The organism is Paraburkholderia acidipaludis NBRC 101816 (genome assembly GCF_000684975.1).
Classification (GTDB): domain Bacteria; phylum Pseudomonadota; class Gammaproteobacteria; order Burkholderiales; family Burkholderiaceae; genus Paraburkholderia; species Paraburkholderia acidipaludis.
This window is the reverse complement of record NZ_BAXZ01000025.1, coordinates 64851-85917: the sequence shown is the minus strand read 5'-3', so window position 1 is coordinate 85917 and position 21067 is coordinate 64851. Positions and strand designations below refer to the sequence as shown.

At 62.5% G+C, this 21067-nt stretch carries 14 protein-coding genes; 1 reads left to right on the top strand and 13 read right to left on the bottom strand.

The features are described 5' to 3' along the window. Positions 1-4 precede the first annotated feature (4 nt). From tagF to BAC01S_RS24705, 3 genes are all read right to left on the bottom strand, one after another. A complete protein-coding gene (gene tagF, locus BAC01S_RS24715; RefSeq protein ID WP_027797173.1) occupies positions 5-994 on the bottom strand; it encodes a type VI secretion system-associated protein TagF in 990 nt (329 codons plus the stop codon). Beyond that, positions 991-4875 (bottom strand): type VI secretion system membrane subunit TssM, encoded by a 3885-nt coding sequence (tssM, locus tag BAC01S_RS24710; RefSeq protein ID WP_027797172.1) that lies wholly within the window; start codon positions 4873-4875, stop codon positions 991-993. Before tssM ends, tagF begins: the two co-directional genes overlap by 4 nt. Before the next feature lie 127 nt (positions 4876-5002). After that, positions 5003-5866 (bottom strand): M15 family metallopeptidase, encoded by an 864-nt coding sequence (locus BAC01S_RS24705; RefSeq protein ID WP_027797171.1) that lies wholly within the window; start codon positions 5864-5866, stop codon positions 5003-5005. A 133-nt stretch (positions 5867-5999) separates the two neighbouring features. On the opposite strand from BAC01S_RS24705, the gene BAC01S_RS24700 reads away from it, so the two are divergent. Then, positions 6000-6857: a hypothetical protein gene (locus tag BAC01S_RS24700; protein ID WP_027797170.1), complete on the top strand. Its 858-nt coding sequence runs from the start codon at positions 6000-6002 to the stop codon at positions 6855-6857. A 58-nt stretch (positions 6858-6915) separates the two neighbouring features. Here the strand turns inward: BAC01S_RS24700 and BAC01S_RS24695 are convergent, their stop codons facing one another. From BAC01S_RS24695 to tssF, 10 genes are all read right to left on the bottom strand, one after another. Then, entirely contained in the window at positions 6916-8124 is a 1209-nt protein-coding gene (locus tag BAC01S_RS24695) for a lytic transglycosylase domain-containing protein (protein ID WP_027797169.1), read from the bottom strand. Between the two features lie 94 nt (positions 8125-8218). Beyond that, positions 8219-8689, bottom strand: a complete 471-nt coding sequence (locus tag BAC01S_RS34095; RefSeq protein ID WP_245616671.1) for a hypothetical protein — start codon at positions 8687-8689, stop codon at positions 8219-8221. A 314-nt stretch (positions 8690-9003) separates the two neighbouring features. After that, positions 9004-9291 carry a PAAR domain-containing protein gene (locus tag BAC01S_RS34090; RefSeq protein WP_084168846.1) on the bottom strand — a complete coding sequence of 96 codons (288 nt, stop codon included), beginning with the start codon at positions 9289-9291 and terminating at the stop codon, positions 9004-9006. Positions 9292-9405: 114 nt separating this feature from the next. Continuing rightward, positions 9406-10068, bottom strand: coding sequence for a hypothetical protein (locus BAC01S_RS34850; protein ID WP_156954535.1), 663 nt, complete (start codon positions 10066-10068; stop codon positions 9406-9408). Continuing rightward, a complete protein-coding gene (locus BAC01S_RS34085; protein ID WP_084168844.1) occupies positions 10065-11471 on the bottom strand; it encodes a LysM peptidoglycan-binding domain-containing protein in 1407 nt (468 codons plus the stop codon). Before BAC01S_RS34085 ends, BAC01S_RS34850 begins: the two co-directional genes overlap by 4 nt. Continuing rightward, positions 11468-14227: a type VI secretion system Vgr family protein gene (locus BAC01S_RS32495; protein ID WP_084168842.1), complete on the bottom strand. Its 2760-nt coding sequence runs from the start codon at positions 14225-14227 to the stop codon at positions 11468-11470. The genes BAC01S_RS34085 and BAC01S_RS32495 overlap by 4 nt, the downstream gene beginning before the upstream one ends. Positions 14228-14298: 71 nt before the next feature. Then, positions 14299-15402 carry a type VI secretion system protein TssA gene (gene tssA, locus BAC01S_RS24680; protein WP_027797168.1) on the bottom strand — a complete coding sequence of 368 codons (1104 nt, stop codon included), beginning with the start codon at positions 15400-15402 and terminating at the stop codon, positions 14299-14301. Positions 15403-15435: 33 nt separating this feature from the next. Continuing rightward, positions 15436-18102: a type VI secretion system ATPase TssH gene (gene tssH / locus BAC01S_RS24675; protein ID WP_027797167.1), complete on the bottom strand. Its 2667-nt coding sequence runs from the start codon at positions 18100-18102 to the stop codon at positions 15436-15438. A 40-nt stretch (positions 18103-18142) separates the two neighbouring features. Further along, on the bottom strand, positions 18143-19243 hold the full coding sequence (tssG, locus tag BAC01S_RS24670; protein WP_027797166.1) for a type VI secretion system baseplate subunit TssG: 1101 nt from the start codon (positions 19241-19243) through the stop codon (positions 18143-18145). Continuing rightward, positions 19207-21045 (bottom strand): type VI secretion system baseplate subunit TssF, encoded by a 1839-nt coding sequence (gene tssF / locus BAC01S_RS24665; protein ID WP_027797165.1) that lies wholly within the window; start codon positions 21043-21045, stop codon positions 19207-19209. The genes tssG and tssF overlap by 37 nt, the downstream gene beginning before the upstream one ends. Positions 21046-21067: the final 22 nt, after the last annotated feature.

The following is a 21067-nucleotide window of genomic DNA, read 5'->3' as shown; positions in this document are numbered from 1 at the left end:
TGCCTCAGCCTCCGATGAACGCTTCGCGGAACGCGTCGATCGCGACGCGCAGCGACAGTTGCGGTTGATCGAGGTAGCTGATGAGCTTGCTGGTCCGATGATCGTTTTGCGCATGGGCGTCGATCCACTCCGGATCGTCGATGTCGATGTTGTGGGCGGCGTAGGTTTGCGGGTCGACGACGCTCAGCAGCGTCTTCGCGGAAGCGCCGTTGAAGCCGATGACGAGCCGCTCGCGCTCGGCAATCGAGCCGATGAAGATCGCAATCTCGAAGTCGGCCTGCGACACGAACGGCGCGATCAGCTCGAGCCAGAATGCGGCGACGAGGCTGCGGTAGAACGGATCGACCGGCAGCGGCAGCGTGAGACCGCGCTCGATGTGCGACGAGCCGCTCTGCATCACCGGGCGCAGCAGCGACCCGAGCGCGAGCATCGCCCCCTTGAGCCGCACGGGATGACCGCTCGCGAGCAGCATTTGCTCCAGGCCGAACAGCGTCTGGTGCTCGACGAAATCGGCAAACGTGCCGTCGTGCGAATTGCCTGGGCCGCCGATGTCGATCGGCGCCTGTGTCTCGCCTAGCGCCTGCAGCGCGCCGGGCGGCTCGGTCTCGCCGAGGAGCGGCGGCATCTGCGCGGCCACGCGCGCCCACAGCCGCGCGAACGCGAGCGGGCTGCGCGCGAGGAAGGCGAGCGGCGACTCGACCTCCAGCGCGGTCGCGGCGACGAACGGAAAGCGCCGCTTCGACTGGTCGTGGCTCGCCACCATATGACCCGCAATCGCGAGCCGGCTGCGCGGGCCGAGGAACGCGAAGTGCATGGGCTGCGCGCTTTCGTAGACGATCTTCCAGCGCGGGTCTTCGGCCAGCAGTTCGAGCGCCTGGGCGATCCAGCGGTCGAGCGTTTGCAGCAGCTGCGGATTGTGCAGGCTTTTGACGAAGTCGCCGCGCGACGGAATCTTGCCGAAATAGGCGATTTGCACCTGTACCGTTTGCGTCATTGCGCCCCCTGTGCGTTCGTTGCGTTGGCGGCCGCCGGATCGGAAACGGCGGCGGCGACGGCAGCGGCCGAGCCTGGCTGGGCGGCGGCCGTCGTGCTTCCTGCCGCGGCCGCGCTCACGTCCGCGATCGACGACGGCAGCGTCATGCCGAGCAGGCCTTGCTGCTGCGGCGCGTTGGCGGTGCCGCTCGTCGGCTGGGACGTGCTGACGATGCGCATCGTCACGGCCACGCTCACGCTGCCCTGCGTCCACACCAGGTCGAACGTGCCGTCCGGGCGCCGCTTGCGCTGCGCCGAATCGATCAGCTTCTCGAGACCGTAGCGGCCCGGCTCGTTGACGAGCTGGATCGTGCGGCCGTCGAACGTCGTCGCGGAAAGCGTCGCCCCCGGCGCGCCCTGCGGGTTCGGCCAGACGAAGTTGGTCCACTGCGGCGGCGTATTGCGGTAGCGCAGTTGCTGGCCGTCGATCGCGATCGTGTACTCGGTCGTGCCGGGGCTAGGCTGCGGCAGGATCTGGAACACCGTCTGCGGCTCGGACGCACCGCCGCTCGCGCCTCCCGCCGCCGCACCGCCCGACAAAGGCGCGATCCAGTGGCCAAAGCCGCCCGTGAAGTCCGGCGTCAGCGCGAGACCCATATCGCCCCACGTGCGGGCGGAAAGCGTGTCGCCGCGGCGCACCGCGAGCGGCCCGAGCGTCGTGCCGACGAACTTCGCGATCGAGCCGTCCGGACCGAACGTCTGCGCGATCTCGCTTGCGCCGGCCTCGACCTTCGCGTTCGGCGCGAACGGATACTTGTTCGCCAGCGACGCCTGGAATGGTTGGTACACCTGCGCGTTCCACACCTTGTTCACCTCGACGCTCGCCGGCTGGATCACAACCGCGAACGCCTGCATCAGCGGCCGCACGAGCAACGGACGCAGCCCGCTGCGCTGCGCGTCGGTGAGACCCGTCAGCATCTGCTCGTCGACGAACTTCAGCGAATCGGCCAGTTCCGAGCCGTTGCCGTCGAGCGTCTGCTGCATGAGCTGGCGCGCGCCGGGGCCCGGGTCGCCCTGGTTCTTGATCGTGTTGAAGCGCGTGCGGACCTTCGAGAGCGAATCCATGTAGCCGTTGAGCATCGACGTGCCGTCCTGCTTCGAGACGATCCGCGCGAGGCCGACGAACTGCTGGCCGATCGGCCCCATCGGCGTATCGGGCGCCGGATTGCCGTTGATGTCGATATTCGCTGCCTGGGTGTCCTGCGTATGCGAGAACAACCCCTTGACCCAGTTCACGATGCCCGACTGCGCCTTCTTGAGCGTTGCGGCCGCGAGCGAGGGGTTATCCCACGAGGTCTGGTCGTAGGCGGTCTGGAGCACCTTGCGGATCGGCGAATCCTGCGGATCGCCCAGGCGGTTCATGCCGTCCACAGCCTGACCGAAACTCGTGAAGCCCTGCACGGTGATCCCCTGCATGAACTTCTGCCAATGCTGCGCGTACTCGGTCTTGTACATGCCGACGAGCGCCTTCTGGATCTGCTCGGGGCTGCCTTCGAGCGTCAGGTCGTCCTGCGTGGCCGTGTTCAGCACCCAGTCCTTCGCCTGCAGCTCCTTCGTCGCCGCTTCGCGGATGGCGGGCTGCACGTACTGGAACCACGCGTCGCGCGTGAACGTGCCCGGAATCGCGTAGCTTCCGCCGATCAGGCTCGCATTGCCGTCGCCGACGATGCGCGCCACCGTCATCGGCGCGAAGCGCGTCGACGCGCGCGCCTTGATCTCTTCATACACGCGCTGGCGTGCCGGCATGCCGCGCACGACGTGGCGCAGGTTCTCGCGCGTCTGGTCGACGAGCGCGAGGTTCGCGTCGATCATCGGCCAGTCGTTATCGTTCACGCGCGAAAGGTAGAACGTGATCATTCGTTCTGCACTGCGGATCATCTCGTCGCGAGGCATGTTGCCGCGATTCGTCTCCAGCCAGCCGCGCCAGAAGCGCGCGATCTGGTCGGTCAGGTGCGCCTGCTCGACGTGACGCTTGTCCGAGAGCATCAGGTAGGTCTTCAGCGCGTTGTACGCGTCTTCGACGTTGGTCGGCGACGCGTCGCGATAGAGCCCGCCCTGCTGCGATGCGTCCGTGGCCCCCGGCGCGGAGGCCATCGAGACCTGCACCGCGCCGGATTCCGGCGCATGCGTCATCGGTGAGAGCTGGTCCGGGTGCTCGTTGACTTCCTGGAGGAACGCCACGAGGTTGTTCGCCACCGGGTCCAGCATGATCTGCCGCACGCCGTTGTAGTACTCGGTCAGCAGATGCGCTTCGAGCCGGTCGCCCTGGTAGAGCCCGAGCGAGACGGAGAGCGGCTTGTCGTGACGGAACTGTTCGAGCTGCTCGATACGGTCTTCGAGTATGTCCATCGCCTGCAGACGCGACTGCAGATCGGTGCGGTTCTGCTCGAGCCGCGTGATGTTGTCGAGGTCGGCCTGCACATTCGAAACGAGCTGCTCGTTGCTGATCGTCGACCACGTCCAGCCGCCGAGCGCGAGCGCCAGCACGGCGACGAAGCCGAAGAACGTGGCGTAACGAAAGCGCGTTTTCGTGGGGCTTGCGAACTGGCGCACGGTCTGCCGGTCCGCGAAAATCACCTTCGAGAACAGATCGCGCAGGAAGAAACCGTTCTTCGAGAACGTCGTGGCGGGCTTCGGCAGCGACTCCGCATTCAGGCCGAAACGGTGCGCAATGCGCTCGGCCGCCGCACTGTTGGTCTCGCCTTCCTGCAGCGCGCTCGTGAAATAGAAGCCGCGGAATACCGGCTTGTACTGGAACGGGTTGTTCTCGAACAGCGTCGCGAGGAACGCGCGCAACGCGGGCTTGATCGTCGAGAATTCGAGCGGGAAACTGAGCTGCCCCGGAGAAAGCTGGTCGCCGCGCGACAGCGACAACTGCGCGACGCTGATCTCCTTCAGCCCCTCGTAAAGTTCCTCGAAGCGCTCGTCGAACAATGCGACGACATCGCGCTTCTCGTCGGGCTCATACGGCAAGGTCGCGCCCCAGACGCGATCGTATTCGCGCTGGTCGCTGCCGCTGAAGAACTCGGTGAAACCGGTAATGAGGTCGGCCTTCGTGAACACCACGTAGACGGGCGCGAACACTTCGAGCTTCTCGGTGAGTTCCTGCACGCGCTGGCGCAGGTTTTTCGCGAGGTTGATCGCGACCTCGGGCTTGCTGCCCGTAAGTTCCGCGATGCTCGCGATCACGACGATGCCGTTGATCGGCGCCTTGGGACGATGGCGCTTCAGGAGGCCAAGAAAACCGAGCCATTCGGAGCGGTCCTCCTCGTGCACCGAATAGCGGCCGGCCGTATCGAGCAGAATCCCTTCGGTCGTGAAGAACCAGTCGCAGTTACGCGTGCCGCCGATGCCGTGCACGACCGCGCTGTTCTTGTCGGCGAACGGAAACTGCAGGCCCGAGTTCAGCACCGCGCTGCTCTTGCCGGCGGCCGGGTTGCCGATCACGATGTACCACGGCAGCTCGTACAGCGCGGAACCGCCGGAGACCTGACCGATCTTCGAGGTCTTGATGGTCTTCACCGCCTCGGTGAGCCGGGAGCGGAGCTGGTCCAGATCGGCGGACTTCGTCGAGCCCTGCGACACCGCGGCGGGCGCGACCTTGCCGGTCTCCGCCTGCTCCTCCAGCACCTCGCCCAGCTTGCGGTTCGCGCGCTTCACGCGCGCGCGCCGCCATAGCGTGACGGCGAGCCACAGCACGACGATCGCGGCCAGCGCCAGCGCGGGCCAGATGAACGGGATCTGCAGCGCGTCGGCCGCGACGAAAAGGATCGCTGCAAGCGCAACGATCCCGATGATCGAAAGCGTGCGCGGTTGGGTCAGCACGTTGAAGAGGCGTTGCATAGGGCGTTCAGGTTCCGGTGCGATTCGATAGGACGACGCGCGCGCGTCGGGCGGCGAGCGCTATGGCGCGCCGGGTCGTCGGGAATTCGAGCGGACAGGGAGAGACCGGCATCGATCGGGGCGTTATTCACGGTTCGGCCGTCTGGCTTGCGCTGCCCCCCAATGTGAAGCCGGGCTTGTGATATTCGACGTGGCCGAGATCCATCATCTTCCAGCGGCCGCCCCAGGTCAGCCCGACCTGCTCGGCAACCTGCCCGTAAAGCTGATAGCCCCGCATCGCCCAAGGGTCTTTTTCGCTGATGACGAGCTTGCCGTCGCGCAGAAAGGCGTTGTCGGCCGCCAGCCCGTACTGGTGATAGCTCTGGAACGCCCCCGCATTGGTGACGTTGCCGCCCAGTTGCGCAAGGCGGCTTTGCCGTTCCGGGCTCCGATACCCTTCCAGCAGCGCCATGTCATAGCCGTATTGGTCGTGCATGATCTTGTAGACGAGCAAGAGACGCGTGCGGAAGTCCGCGTCGAGCAGATTCCAGTCGCGGCTCGCGTCCTTCAGTTCGGGCCGAATCTGCTCGACTTCCCGGGTGGTAAAGACTTCCGGCGGCAACGGCGCAGGCGGCACGAGCTGCTCGCCTTGCAATAACGCGGCGATTTTCTCGTCCGGTACACGAGCCGTGTCGTCGTATTGAAATAATTGCCTGCCGCGCAATGCAATCGCGATCAATGGAGGCGTCGCAAGAATACCCGCGGAGGCGCTAATCAGCAAGCGCCTTTTGACCAGTATATTTTGCACGTCTTCAAGCGCGTTTCTGGAAATAGTTGCCGATTTAACAATCTCGCCGCGCGTTCGAATGGCATGCTCGGATGCACGGCGCATAAAACGCCCATGTAATTGGGCAGCGGATTCCAGAACCGTTGCACGCACACCGGGTAACAACAGCATTGCCGCTGCCATGACGGCAAGGATGAAATAGGCGACGAGTGCAAAGGCGATCAAAGAAAACCCCGGTATATGGAAGCGATTGTGTTTTGCATTGCTTGCTCTTAGAATCAGGCCTGCTCGGAGGCCGGCCTTCATTATCGCGGCGAAATTAACCAGGATTCAATAAGCAGGATTCAATGAGAGCTGAATGAGTGCTCCGGAAAACTCCAATTCGAAAACTCCGCCGAGCCTGTTGTCGGAGGCTCAGCAATCGGCTGGCAACACGCAGTCCGCGCGGATTCTCGCCAATCTCGAAGGACGCGTAGCGCCTGCCGCCGAAGCGCCGCGCCGTTCGAAGGCCCCGCTTGCGGCCGCGATCGCGCTCGCCGTGGTTGCCGTTGGCGGCTGGGGTGCCTGGCATTGGCAGAAAGCGGGCGAACACCCAACGGTCGTGGCCGCTGCCGCGCCGGCGCCGCAAAGCGCGAGCAGCGTCGTGGCGCAGAGCGCGAGCTCGGCCGTCCCCGCGCCGCAAGCGGCAACGATCGTCAACGACGAGAGCGCCGCGAAGGCTGCCAGTGCACCGGCAGCGGACGCGGACCGCTTGTCACGCGCGCTGGCTAACGGCGCGGTCGACGAAGGGGCTTCGGCACCGGCTGTGGCGAACGCAAAGGCCGATGCGGCGAAGGTAGCAACCCAGCCCGCCCCCACCTCCGGCAAAGCGCAGACACAAGCCGAAGCGGCCCGCAAACATCGCACGCAGCAGACCGAACTCGCCCAGGCGCACAAGCGTCATGGCGCAGCGACGCGGCAGGCGGGCACGAACGACGATTCGGATGCGGATCTGATCGAGGCGCTCGTTTCGCGCACCCGGCCAGGCGAATCGAAGAAATCGGATGAGATGCCCGTTTCCGCGAAGGCTGGAAGCAACGCAACGCTTGCCGCACGCGTGAAGGATTGCTCGACGCGCGGATTCTTCGAGGACCAGCTTTGCCGCTGGCGCGTGTGCGATGGCCACTGGGGCACCGACCCGGCGTGCCCGACCGCGCAGAGGCAGGCGCAGCAGTAGTGCCGCCGGCCCTTGTAGCGAGAACGATGGCGGGCTCCGTTAAGGGCCCGCTGTACGGCTATTTCGTGATGTACCAGAGCGCGTCGGTGCCCGGATTGGATTTCGTCGCTGCCTTTTCCTGTGCCGGCGGCAACGCAACCGGCTGAACAGATGTTGCGGCCGCCGGTGCTGCCTGCGGCGCTGGCGGGGCCGACTTCGATGCCGACTGGGTCGCGTACCAGAGCGCGTCGGTCGACGACGATACGCGCTCCTTCGACACGGCTACCGGGCTTGCGGTGTTCGCTGGCGTCGCCGCCGTTGCGTTCGCCGTTACGTTGTTAGCCGTCGGGCCGCTTGCCGGCGCGCCGCCCGATTGCCCACTCCCCTGCGCGACGCTGCCCGGCGTGCGCTGCGCCCGCGCCTCGAACGTCCCCATCTGAAACACCAGCGTCTTTTCGGGCCGCGCGATCACGGCATACGGAAACTGCAGATCCCAGCGCAGCAGCACGCGCGCACCCGTTGGCGTCTCGCCGAAGATCGCGGGGACATGCTTCATGTCCGTGAACTGCACGAACACCTTCGAACCGTCGTCGAAAACCTGGATGGGCTTCGCCTGATCCGCACCCGTGACGGTCCAGCCGAAGTTGTACGTGGCCGAAGAAGCGACGGCGGAACCCGATGCGCCGCCCGGCGCGGGAATGCCCGGCGGCATGCCGCTGCTCGCACCGCTGCGCGTGATCTGGACGGAATTGACCTCGAGGCTCGCGAACGGGTTGTACGCCTGCGGCGGTGTGAACGAAGGCGGGAGGATAGGCATGGACGAGTCCGACGAGCCGGAGATGGATTGAACCGCATCATAGACCTTGCGCGCATAGGCGAGGCGCTTGTCCGGCGATGCCGCATTGTATGCGCCGACCGCATTCCAGGTGGGGCCGAACTGGCGGATATTCTCCGAAAGGATCCACGCACCGACATAGGCGTTCGTGCAGGGATCGAAGAGGCTCTGCTCGCTGATGCCCTCGCGTGCCAGCACGGGCAGCCACGAGCTGTTGATCTGCATGAGGCCGATGTCGGTGGTGCCGTTGCTGTTCGTGTTGATACGGTCCGGTTTCATCCCCGATTCGACCTGTGCGATGCCGCGCATCAGGTTGACGTTGATGTGCTGGAATGCGGCCGCGTCGTCGATGCAATCAGCATGGGCCGCGCCTTGCATGGTGAGCAGGATGGCGGCGAATGCGATTGGCGGGAATGAAGAGCGGCTGCCCGGTTTATGTTTCTGCAACTGCATGGTGGTGAAAGCTGGAATCGTGCCGATCTGCTACTTTCGACGACTAAGTCTCATAACCAAGATCGATGACGCTGTCCTACCGAAACGAATAAAATCAATCGCTTTCATGTTGTGCCCTGTAAGCTTCGGGAGAATAGAAGCCAATTCCAACCCCTTTTGCAGGCACGCAGCCTCCAGCGACCACGGCGGCACCAGTCACTGAAAAATAGACATAGCGAGGCGGCCTGGATTCTATGTCGACGAACATTTCTACATTACCGCCGGCGGTGCTGTCCTTGAAGGTATTGATTTGTACCGTATATCCGTTTGGCAAATAGGCTGAATCGTCGCCAGAGTCGTCGGTACTGGAAAAAAGGCGGCGGTACCCGAAAAAACCGAGTGGCAAGTCTTGGAGTTCAATACCACGCGATAGACGAAGGCCCTCTTTCCAGATGCAGTCTTGCTGGCTTCGGAGAGCGTGATCATAGCCGCAAATTGCTTTTCCGTTGCGGTCATCGTGGTGCTGTGCTGCGCGTGCGCACTTGACGACAGGGCGGCCGTCGCGGTCAACGAAGCCAAAAGACACAGGATTCTTGCTTTCATTGTCATTCGAGTTTCCGGCATTGGTCGCGATGCCCCCTTATTGTGTGAATCCGGTCATAACTGCATTATTGGTTGTCGTCAACTGAAGCTATGGGATCTCCTCGGTCTCGCTCAGTGTCCCGTTGGCCCGCATCGTCGCCAACGCCGGACAGTCGCCCAACGAGATCGAACCCGAATGTTGCGGCCCATACCAATCGTCGTCCTTTTTTCGGCGGCCCTTAGTGGCCCTACCTGAACCGTCGAGCATCAACCCTCGACGTATACCGCATCTGGTCGGCTCGTCATGCAATGCGACGATTACGCGTCAACCGACATCGACTGTTGCGACGCCACCAGCTTCGGCGGCGGGTCACACTTACAGATGCAAAGATCGTCGTTCAATGCCGCATGCCGGCCGTCGGGTGCGGTCATTACCTGACGCGGACCATCGCATTTGATTTTGCCGGTCGTATTACATGCAGGGCATTGCACTTCATCGCCCTCGTGAGCGACATCACGACTTTCCAACTGGATCGTCGTGGGTTTGGCGACTACCGTTCCGTTCGCGGTGGTCTTGTCGCCGTTGAGTATTAAATAACGCTGCATAGTTCGCTCTACCTCAAAGGCCCATCGAAAGGCATGCCGGACAGACTCAGGATGGGGTCGTGAGAATACCTCAACCGGCAGCTACGGTTCCGGATATCTCGAAGCCCCCCAAAGCTACTGTTTCATCGGCGCGGAAAGATCGGACGATTTGACCCACCGTACCAGGTCTCCGTCTTTGCCGAAGTAGTCTATTTTTGACCAATTGGAATGCGTATCAAGCATGCCTACGGGATCAAACCGAACGAGATAAGCCCTCGTCTTGCTGCTATCTGTAGGTGCAGAATAGAGAACGCTCTTCACGACAGTGACGTAGTTGATCGATCGCCACGTATGTGACGCTTCGAGTTTCAAAAAATCACCCGTCTCGATTGTAGGAACGTCGCAATTCGGTAGCGAGCCTGACAAACCAACAGTCCATTTGCCATCATCTCCTCTCTTCAAGACGATGGGAGCGCCAGTCTCATCAGGTTTGCCGGGTTGAGAGGGATACCAGGTATCGAGTTTCACCTCACCAGCAGACGACAGCCTGCCAGTGAGAAAAAAACGACAGGTAGGATTTGCATCGGAGTCGTTGGACGCAGGCTGAGTGAATGGATTGTCGAAAAATCCGGAAACCTGGTCACCATCGAAGGATAGAAAAACCTTTCTGTAGTCGAGTTGCGTTCCTGCCACTGACCTGAGTGCATAGACCCCGGATAGCTCTTCACATCTGGCGACATTGAATGACGACAGTATGATCAACACCGTCCCGATTATCTTCATACCGATATTCTTCATTTGCCTTCCTGTGCGCCGCTCTTCGCGTCCGCCTTCTCGAGCACGTCAAAATTGCGCTTCATTTTCCCATCGTAGTCATTTTCGGCATACGAGGGGCCGTTGTACCGCGACGCGAACGTGGTGAATTCTTCCTTCTGCATGGCTTTCAACAATACGGCATCTGCCTTGACAAAACTAACAAATCCCTCGAGATGAGCCTTTTCGGATCTGGAAAGCGCTCTCACCATTGCCTGTACTGAGTCGTAACCGAGCGTTTTATAGTTAGAACCCATAATTTGGAAGGCCCCCCAAGAACATGATTCCAGTGCAGCAGTTGCATCAAGCCGGAACGCTTTCCTTAGCCGACGATAGCTATCCTTGTAGAAATCACGGTCGTCGTCGAGCACCCCTTCATCCAGGAGTTGCTTGCCAGTCTCAGCGCCTGCAGCATGCGCCTTGTCCTTATCGCTGTATCGTACCCAAACGTCGACATCAGCGGTCGTACCATCCGTTTTGGTCAACTTCTCTGTCTTCTTGTAGTACTTTTTTTTCAATCGATAGTAGCCCACCGGATATGAAAGATCAGGATTTGTGTCCCAGTATTTCTTGCCGGATAGTCGATAGAAGTAGTGTCGCTCATAGAGGATCTTCGGAACGGTACGATCGTCCACAACAGTGAAGCTCCCTGCACCAACTTCCGTTTCATGAACTGCTTTCACGGCATTGACTTTACAGTTCAACGATTTAGCAGCTGCTTTGTAATCGTCCTCAGTGATAGGATCGCCTGTGTACTTGTCAAGAAATTCGTCAAGAGACGCATCATCGCTTGTTACCTTCAAAACGGACGCACCGCCGCTGTCCATCGCCTGTTTGGTCTTGACACCTTTATCAGGTGCGAACTTAGAGGTAGTCTGCGTTCCTGACGGCGCCGCTTTGGGACCTGTTTTCGCGCCATGCTCAGAAGTATCCGTATTTTGGGGGTGGAGCGTTGTCTGCGTACTTAACTTTAGACGTGGGCTGATGAGTGTAACCAGCTTGTCGATCGAGGACGACGTCGTTTCATGAACTTTCTTCCACTCCCCATTCAGCTTCTGAATAAAAAATTCGATTGCTTCACCTTGAGTCAATGGCAAATAATCGTCTGTTTGTCCTCCCGTTCCTGTCTTGCCAGACACCTCACGATCAGCGCTCTTGATGCTATAGGAGACATTGCTGAGGGGATTATGATCAGCATCCAGCACATGGGCATGCACCTTGCCCGCTTTTGACGCCGGTATCTTGAGCTTCTGTCCGACGCGTAACGTGCGGGGGTCCTCAATACTATTCGCTTGCGCTATGTTTTGCCACGTAACCCCCTTCTGCTGGGCTATCCCGCTCAACGTGTCACCGGGTTGAACGACGTAACTGCCATTTTCATCAGTCATGTTTCGTCTCGCAATTGCCGATTATCGGGCAAGCGCTCCTCCTCGGAGACATGCCAATTTTCGCCTTCTACCCAAACGTCTACTTGCTGTGGCTCTCGCGTGAAAAATCGGTCGCCTACTCCAAACCGATCGGTTACGCCACTTGCTATAACCGTCCCTTGCTGGTCCGCGACGTAATAAGCGGAGTGTGCCCACGTATGTACGTAGTCTTCGGAAACGGTATCAAGCCCAGAAAGATCGAGCAAATCGCTATACCGCTGTACGTCAACTGGTATCGGCAGCGTTGCGAGTGGGTAGCTCATCTGGGCCGGCCCAGCAAACGAATGCTGCGCCCCCTTGATATCAATCTTCCCCGGCGCATGAATCTCGATGTTGCCATCCTTGATGCGGATATACGCACCCCCAGACGTCAGCAGAATTTCCTGCTTCGCTGCTGCTTCGATATTTTCCGTCGCCGACAGCACCTTCACCGTCTTCTGCGCAGTCAGTTCAATGTTGTCCGACTGCGCCTGCACCTCCACCTTCCCCTTCGCCGCAAACAGCTTCATCCCCGCGTTCTGCACGAAAAGACTGATCTTCTCCGTGACACCCGCCACCAGCGACTTCCCGCTCGCAATGAACGTGCTCTGGCCACTGACAAGATTGGTCTGCTGAGCGCTCGATATATGCACCGACTGCTGCGTGGACAGCGCAATACCAGACGGACTCGCAAGCAGCATGACCGGCTCCTTGAATGCATTCGCACTGCCGGTACCGCCGCCCCCCGTCCTGCCGACCGACTGCGAGCCCTGCACACTGTTCTGCGTCGCATCGGTAAAAGTCTTCAATGCATCGTGACCGGCGTCGAGACTTTCTGCCTGATGCGCCTGGCTCGCCTGCGACATCGACTCAATCGTGCTTTCCGCACCAACAAGCTGCTGCTGCGCCTCACACACATCGAGATGCTGACTATTCGCCGCTTTCGGATGCGTCGTGACATACATCCCTTGCGCAGCGCTCACCGCGCCAAACGAATCCGTCTTCAAATCGAAGCCGGACCCGAGATATGACCCGCGCGTATTGCCGCTCTGGTTGATCAGGTATCCCAGATGCAGCATGCTGTTTCCGGTGCTGCTCATCAACTGCATGCGGTTCTGCCCGGTGGCGTCGTCGATGACCATCTGGTTATAACCGGAACCCGAATACTCCTTCGACCGAAACCCCGACAGAATGCCGTCGCTGTGCCACTGCGGTTTGACATCGCCGTTATAGACGCGATGCAAAACGATAGGCCTGTCGCAATCGCCGCCCACATAGCCTACGATGACCTCTTCACCCACGCGCGGCACGTGCACGCCGCCATAGCCGCCGCCCGTATCCGACTGCGCCACGCGAACCCAGCACGACGCGGTTTCATCGCCCGGGTTTTGCCGGTCCCAGACGAACATGACCTTCACCCGGTTCAGTTCGTCTGTGTACACCTCTTCACCCTGCGGCCCCACAACAATGGCCGTCTCCAGGTGCATCTCCGGCTTCCTGTGCTCGAACGGGCTGCGGTACGGAACCGTCACCCGCTGCGCTTCGACTTCGACCAGATAGAAGCCGGCTGAGCCGTCCGCGTGGGTAACGGTCTCCCCTGTATATCCGGCCCTTGCCTGCGCCAGTTCGTTCTGCAGACTATGCGGAAAGCTCGCCTCCTGCCCCGACTGCGGCAGGTTGTTCTCGATGTAACGGCGCACCTTGATCGCCGCGAACTCCCGCTGACTGGCCGCATCGCGGTCATGCTCCGGATGATCGGCCAGCTCGAAGCGTCGTCCCGCATCGACACCCCGAACCCCACCCACTCCGAAGAATCGCTTGGCGCGAGACTCCCACTCCTCCAGATGAACCTTCGAAAGCTGCTCGCCACGACTCTGGTCCAGGTACGTGTACGCGCCGGTGTATTCGTAGACCTCTGCCTGCTCCGGCAAATTGCCCTGGCCGGACTTCGTCGGCAACGATGTTCCCTTGGGACTGGCCGACGACGACGGCGCCTTGTAGTCGAACGTGCGCGTCGTATGCGCGGTACTTTGTAACGTGCGCGAACCCGACCACTGCGTAAACGCATCCGTTTCGCTGCCCGTACCGGAGCGGTAGAAATTGACGCGTTCCGGCGACATCTTGTCGAGCGAATAGATGTCGTCGGTCACGATCAACGCATGCGACTTGCCATCCTGACTGTAGCGCCAGAAACCGAACAGCCCTTCCTCCTCCATCAGCCGCTGCACAAAATTCCAGTCGGTCTCGCTCTGACGGCAATAGGAGCGCTGGGGCAGCGCCTTGCGCAGCACGAACTGGAACTGCCCCTGGGCCTGCGGATGCGTGTTGAAGACGTCTGTGATGATGGCGTCCGCGCTCTTGTCCTGCCAGTACCGCATGTCGCTGCGGAACTTCAGGAAGTGCATCCACGAGGCGAAAGTCAGCTGGTAGCTCGACAGGCTGCCGTCCGCGCCAAGCCGGCGTGCAGTGTGAATGTAGCCGTTGACGGGAAGGTACGACTTGTCCGCCCGCTGGATCCACAGCGTCATCGGCTGGGCAATCAGCGTCTTCAGTTCGATGCCGCCCGCGGTGGACACCATGTCGAGCGTCACGCTGAAATCGCGCCCCAGTTCGGAACTCGTCACCACCCGGCGCGGCACGAGCGCATGGTTCGGCAGCGACGGAATATCCGTCTTGAGCAGCCGGTCCTGCTGGACCAGCCCGCCTCGAATCGCCTGAGCCAGTTCGGTCGTGTTCATGTGTTGTCCGTCGTTCTGTCTATCGCCTGTGCTTAGTGGGCCTATCTATCCATCCGCCCCCTCAAGGCCGATCACTCCGGCTTCACCCCCAGCAACTCCCGCAAATGCGCCAGCGACCCATCGTCCTTCACAACACTTGCGAGCCAGAGATGCAGCGGCATATCGGCCCACTCCGCAGCCTTGTCCGCGAGATAGGCAACCGGACTATGCGGCTCCGTCTGCCGGAAATACTTCGCGACCGCACGCAACTGATCGACCGCCTGGGCGCGGCTCTGAATTCCGTCGACCATCGCAGGACGCGGAGCGATTCTTGTCTGCACGGGCATCTCCTCCCCATGAAGCGGTGTCTTGAAGCCAGGTTCGACCCTGTCGGGCACAGGCTCCGGCGCAGGCCGCGCCTTCGGCGGCGCGTCGCTATATCCCTGCTCGCGCGCGAATCGCTCGGCCAGCCCATACACGCTCGCGTACGCATCGTGTGCTTGCCGAAGACTCGGCGCCGCATCGCCCGCGCGCCGCTCGAGTTCTTTTTCGAACGCATCAAGCGCCGCGTCAAACGCCTTCAGATCGGCCAGCAGTGCCGCATAGAACGCCACCGGGGTCATCCGCTTCGACGCTTCGATCTGCTCGACCGAAGGCTTGCCGCGCGTAATATCGTCCGCATGCTCGGGATTGCGTCGCACAGCCTGCGCCACGTGTTGCGCGACGTCCCAGTCCACCATGCTGAACGCGTTCGAAGCGCCCTCGGTCAACGGCACCGCGCGCAACAACTCTGCGGTACGTCCCGCGAGCCAGGCTATATTGCCGAGCCGATATTCGGCGTCGTCGCCCTCCGAAAGCGGGTGCACGTTTTCCCAGAAGCCGTGGAACAGCCCTTCGAGCAGCGCATAACCCTGCGTCAATCCCTTTACGCCGTCTTCGATCCCAAGCGCTTCGGTGAGCCACACGGCAAGCCGCAAATCCTTCGTCCGCGTATGCAGCAGCTCGGTCGATCGCTCGACAACGAAGCTCCAGTCGGCCTCCTTGATCTCCGTGATCCATTCGCCCTGATCGAGCGACGGGTCGTCGTAGCGGCGCGCGTGCTGGATCGCGTCGAAGTCGGATGAAAACAGCAGGTCGTCGCCACACGGCGACGCGTCGCTGATCGGGGTCAGCAATTCCGTCAAGTTGATCGGCATGATTCAGGTAGTCCAGAAGTCTTCATGGCGTCGTCACGCGAGCGTGTAATCGAACTCGCCAGCTTCGTCGGCGCGCACGGCAATCCGCGCGATCGCGCCGCCTTCGGCGAGCCGTCCCAGCACGTGCGTCGCGATCTCGGGCAGCAGCGTGCCGTTCAGAATGTGGTCCACGTTACGCGCGCCGGAGTCGACTTCCGTGCAACGCGCGAGCACCGCCTCGACAAGCGACTCGTCCCATTCAAACGCCGCGCGATGATTCGTCTCGATCCGGCGGCGAATCCGTTCGAGCTTCAGTTCGATGATTTCCGCGAGCACGTCGTCGGAAATCGGGTAATACGGCACGACCTTCATCCGGCCCAGAAATGCCGGCTTGAACGCCTTGTACAGTTGCGGTCGCAACGTTTCAGCCAATGCATCCGGCTCGGGCAATTCGTCGGTGGTTTTATTGAGGCACGCCTGCATCACCGCGGCCGATCCGACATTCGAAGTCAGGACGATCAGCGTGTTACGGAAGTCGATCTCGCGGCCCTCCGCGTCGTCCATCATGCCCTTGTCGAACACCTGGAAGAACATTTCGAGCACGTCCGGGTGTGCCTTTTCGACCTCGTCGAGCAGCACCACCGAATAAGGATTGCGGCGCACCGCTTCGGTCAGCACGCCACCCTCGCCATAGCCCACATAGCCGGGCGGCGAGCCCTTCAGTCCCGATACGCTATGCGCCTCCTGATACTCGCTCATGTTGATCGTGACCATCTTGCGTTCGCCGCCGTACAGGATGTCGGCGAGCGCGAGCGCGGTCTCGGTTTTGCCGACGCCCGAGGGTCCGACGAACATGAACACGCCGCGCGGCTTGTTGGGGTCCTCGAGATTGGCCGTAGCGGTGCGAACGCGCTGCGCGATGGCTTCGAGCGCATGGTCCTGTCCGATCACGCGAGCGGCGAGCAGTTCCTGCAGATTCATCACCGTGGCGATCTCGTCCTTGATCATGCGGCCGAGCGGGATGCCGGTCCACGATGCGACGATTTCCGCTACGGCGTGTCCATCGACTTGCGCCGGCACCATGGGTTCGCCGCCTTGCAGCGCGTGCAGGGCGCTCACGCGCTCAGTGAGCCGCTCGCGCGTTGCCGGCACGTCGACGGGCTCTCCGTCCGCCGAAGGCGAACGCGCCGCATCCAGCGCGGCGCGCAACTGCGCGATCTCCGCGACGATCGCGCACTCGCCTTCGTAGCGCGCCTCGTCGTCGGCAAGCTGCACACTCGCCGCTTCGCGCTCCGCGCGCAATTCGCCAAGCCGTTCGTCATGCGAAGCACCGCTCGCCGCCTCGCGTTCGAGCGAGGCGATTTCCGCGTCGATCCGTTCGATGCGCTTCTTCGTGTCGTCGATGGCGGCGGGCGTCGTGCTCTGCGCGAGCGCGACCTTCGCACATGCCGTGTCGAGCACGCTGATCGCCTTGTCGGGCAACTGGCGGCCGCTGATATAGCGATGCGACAGGCGCACCGCCTCCGTGATCGCGTCGTCGAGTATCCGCACGTTGAAGTGCGCTTCCATCAGCCCGACCATGCCGCGCAGCATCGCCGCCGCGAGCGGCTCGCTCGGCTCTTCGACCTTCACCACCTGAAAACGCCGCGCGAGCGCCACGTCCTTTTCGAAGTACTTCTTGTATTCGCTCCACGTGGTCGCTGCGATCGTGCGCAGCTCGCCGCGCGCCAGCGCCGGTTTCAACAGGTTCGCCGCGTCGTTCTGGCCGGCCTGGCCCCCCGCGCCGATGATCGTATGCGCTTCGTCGATGAAGAGGATGATCGGATGCGGGCTCTTCTTCACCTCGTCGATCACGCTCTTGAGCCGGTTCTCGAACTCGCCCTTCACGCTCGCACCGGCCTGCAGGAGGCCCATGTCGAGCGCGTGGAGCGCGGCGCCGCGCAGCGGCGGCGGCACGTCGTCCGCGGCGATGCGCAGCGCGAGACCTTCGACCACCGCCGTTTTGCCCACACCCGCCTCGCCCGTCATGATGGGATTGTTCTGGCGACGGCGCATCAGGATATCGATCGCCTGGCGAATCTCCGCCTCGCGGCCGATCACCGGATCGATCTTGCCCTCGCGCGCACGCTGCGTGAGATTCGTGGTGTACGTATCGAGCGCCGGCGTCTTCGACGGACCCGCAGGCTGCGTCTCGTCGGCGGGCAACGCGCCGGATGCCGCGCCTGCAGCGTCCGCCGCCGTTTCGGCCTCGGCGGAGCCTTCGGTCAGTTCGTCGAACTTATGTTTCAGGTCGGCCACGCGCACGTCCGCAAACTGCGCGGACATTCGCTGCGCGAGCTGCACGAGATCGGGCGCGGTCAGCAGCGCGAGCAACAGGTGCCCGGACCGGATCCGCCCCGGCTGCGTATCGAGAGAGGCAATCAACCACGCCTGCTCGAACAAGGCGATCAGGTGTACGGAGAAAACCGGCGTGCGCGTATTGCCGGTCTTCAGCCGCGGCAGCTCGCGCTCGATGTCGGCGCGCAGCGCATGCACGTCGACACGGCTGGCGCGCAGCGCGAGCTTCAGGTCGGATGCGGGCTCGTCGAGCAGCGCCAGCAACAGATGCTCCAGATCGACCTCATAGTGGCCGCGCGACAGGCACGCGCTCGCCGCGCGCTCGGTCGCCTGCCGGCACAGCGGATTCAGTTTGGTGATCAAGGTCTTCAGGGGCGTGCTCATGGAAACGGTCTCGCGTTGGTTCGTTGCCTGTTCGTTGTTGTCATTCGATCACGTGCAGTTCGTAGCGCGCGTCGTCGCGATCCTGCCCGGCGTCGCGCGTGCACAGGAACGCATCCCAGCCCAGACGCGAGCCCGCGCCCAGCTTGCACACGCCAACTTCCTCGTGGCGCAGCACCAGCGTGACTTCGTATTCGAGCGTCACGCCGGCGAGCAGCGCCAGCATTCGTTCAAGCGCAATCGCCTCGTCGCCGCCGGGCAGGAATGCCTGATAGTCGTGCTTCGACAGCGGCCCGACCACGAGCCGCACGCGCATGTCGCGCTGCCAGACGCGCCCGCCCACCAGCGCGGTCGCGCCGAGTGTCACGTTCACGTCGCCGAGCACGCTGAGCTGGTCGGGCGGCACGTCGTACCATTTGCCGATGAACTGGTCGACGCGCACCGGCACGCGAAAGTAGTCGGACAGCACGCGCTGCAGGTAGGCGGCCGACATCGGACGATGGCGCGCGGCCAGCGCATAACCTGCAATGGCTTCGTCGAGCAGCCCGCCTGGCCCTGCCTGCAGACTCTCGCGCACGGCGTCGCCCGCCACGCCCCCCAGCGCCAGCAGCAGCGGCAGATAGCGCTCGTCGCGATCGGTCTCGTAGTGGTACGGCAGCCGGTACTTCTTCCACGCCGCATAGAACAGCGCCGTCGCGCGGTTCGAAAAAACATCGAAGAACGCGCGCGCCGCGCGATCGCGATTCAGATACTCGCGTGCGGCGATCTGCTCGGTATAAGGAAGCGGCAGCGCACCCTGCGCACCGAGCAGCCCGAAGAACGCCGGCGTGAGCTCGACGCGTCCCACCTCGCCGGCCGCCAGCGCCGCGTCGCGCGCCTCGGCGGTCTTCAGCGCGTCGCCGGCCGTGTCGAACGAGTCCGCGCCTTCGATCTCGCTCGCGGGAAAGCTGAACGACAGCGTGTTCCGAAAGCCGATCCGCTGCGCGACGACGTCGCCCGGCCGCCGCGTTTCCGGCGCATCGGCGGTCTGCCGCGCGAACAGGCCCTCGAGCACCCGGACCGCCTGAAAGAATTCGAAGCGGTGCGGCTCTTCGAGCAGCTGGCCCGTTACGCCAGGATCGATTCGCCGGTACGGGGCTTGCATCGAATGATCTCCTCGCCGGTCCGCTTCGACAGGACGACAAGCTGGACAAAACTGTTCAGGTGGACATACAACCCGAAGAAATGATCGAGCACGCGCACGAATGCCGCGAGACTCGAACCGACGAAATGCTCTTCGTCGAGAGTCAGCCGCACTTCGATGCCGCGCACGAAAGTGGCGAACGGCTTGCCGGGCAACCACTGCACGGCGCCGCGCTGCTCGATGCCGGCCACCCCGTCGATCTGGCGCATCGACACCGGCGTGCGGCGCAAATCGTAGAGCGTCAGCAACTCCTTGAGCGGCGCGAGGCCGTGGGCGACAAGCGACACGTGGTTGAGCGCGAGATGCGACACCAGCTTCCAGTGCGCCGAGCTGCCGCGCGCCATGCGCACACTCGCGGTCGGCCTGCGCAGCATGGAAATCGCGCCGCCCGCTTTCGCGCCGCCCGCCAGAAACAGATCGCCGCCCGCCAGGCCAAACGCGAGCTGAGCGGGCAGATCGCGGTTCGTGCAGGTGAGGTCGAGGCTCAGCGTGTCCGTTTGCGGTACGTTCGGTTCGAAGTCGATGTCGACGATCGAGATCTCGGTTTCGTAACCGGGACTTTTCTCCGCCACCTGCTCGTTGCGGCGCGCAAACCAGTAGTGGCCCATGCGCGCGGCTTCGCCATGGTGCAGCGAGTAGAACGGCCGGAATTCGACCACCTTCTCCTCGTGCGCCTGCTGCCGGACGAGTTTCACCGAATCGATCGAATAGACCTCGTGGGCGAACGCACGCCGCGCTTCGGCAATCACCGGATACGACACGGCGCGATGCGTGACGCGGATCGGCTCGCCGTGCTGGCGAAACAGATTCACGACCGGGGTGCAAAACAGCTTGAAGTGATTGGCGCTCAGCATTTCGAGCAGGCGCGCGACAGGCGAATCGGCGCGCACGTCCTGCAGCACGAGATGCAGCGTCGCGCGCCGGCAGGGGCCGGCCGCCTTCGTGATCGCCGCGAGATCGAAATCGGCGAAGTCGAATTTGTCGGGGAATGCGAAATATTCGGTTAGCAGACGGTAGGCCGGATGCGATTTGGCCGGATAGTCGATCAGGGCGTCGGACGCTTCGTAGCCGGCCTGCGCAACCGGCAGCTTGCGCAGCGCGGTCCAGCGGCCATTGCGCTCGGGCTCGACGTACGCACTCCGCGCATTGACGAACAGGCAGTCGGTCAGCGCGGCGACGAATGATTGCTCGCCCTGCACATGCACGCGCAACGGCGAGGTTTGCAGTGCACCAAGATCGCTCTGCGGCGCGAGCGATTCGAACGTGATGGAGATCACGCCGGTCGCGTCGGGCGGCAGCACGACGGCGCCCGGCGCGAACGCCACGGGCGTGTAGCGCGCTTCGGAGATACGGATCGGCGCGAGCGTCACGTCGTACGCAGTGCGAAACTGACACTCGGCCCCGCGAACCGGGCGGCTCTTCAAGCCGGTGCCGCGCGGCACCACAACGGCGCTCGTCTGCTGCCCCGGCGCGGCGGGCGTGAACTGCGCAATCGAGCACGACGGAAAGGGCCGCAGGAAGTGCGGATACAACACTTCGAGCAAAGCCTCGGTGAATTCCGGGTAGTCGTCGTCGAGCTTCTTGTTGATCCGCGCGCCAAGCAGTGCGAACGACTCGATCAGGCGCTCGACATGAGGATCCTCGCTATGCTCGCCCGAAAGCGCGAGGCGCGCGGCGATCTTCGGATAGCGTTCGGCAAAGTCCCGCGAATAGCGCCGCAGGAACGACAACTCCCGCTCGTAGTACGGCAGCAGCTCTTCCATCGATAAACCCCGAACTTCTTCC

Coding starts and splice junctions, on each gene's coding strand:
- tagF (WP_027797173.1), bottom strand. CDS start 994: ATGACGCAAACGGTACAGGTGCAAATCGCCTATTTCGGCAAGATTCCG.
- tssM (WP_027797172.1), bottom strand. CDS start 4,875: ATGCAACGCCTCTTCAACGTGCTGACCCAACCGCGCACGCTTTCGATC.
- BAC01S_RS24700 (WP_027797170.1), top strand. CDS start 6,000: ATGAGTGCTCCGGAAAACTCCAATTCGAAAACTCCGCCGAGCCTGTTG.
- BAC01S_RS24695 (WP_027797169.1), bottom strand. CDS start 8,124: ATGCAGTTGCAGAAACATAAACCGGGCAGCCGCTCTTCATTCCCGCCA.
- BAC01S_RS34090 (WP_084168846.1), bottom strand. CDS start 9,291: ATGCAGCGTTATTTAATACTCAACGGCGACAAGACCACCGCGAACGGA.
- BAC01S_RS34850 (WP_156954535.1), bottom strand. CDS start 10,068: ATGAAGAATATCGGTATGAAGATAATCGGGACGGTGTTGATCATACTG.
- BAC01S_RS34085 (WP_084168844.1), bottom strand. CDS start 11,471: ATGACTGATGAAAATGGCAGTTACGTCGTTCAACCCGGTGACACGTTG.
- BAC01S_RS32495 (WP_084168842.1), bottom strand. CDS start 14,227: ATGAACACGACCGAACTGGCTCAGGCGATTCGAGGCGGGCTGGTCCAG.
- tssA (WP_027797168.1), bottom strand. CDS start 15,402: ATGCCGATCAACTTGACGGAATTGCTGACCCCGATCAGCGACGCGTCG.
- tssH (WP_027797167.1), bottom strand. CDS start 18,102: ATGAGCACGCCCCTGAAGACCTTGATCACCAAACTGAATCCGCTGTGC.
- tssG (WP_027797166.1), bottom strand. CDS start 19,243: ATGCAAGCCCCGTACCGGCGAATCGATCCTGGCGTAACGGGCCAGCTG.
- tssF (WP_027797165.1), bottom strand. CDS start 21,045: ATGGAAGAGCTGCTGCCGTACTACGAGCGGGAGTTGTCGTTCCTGCGG.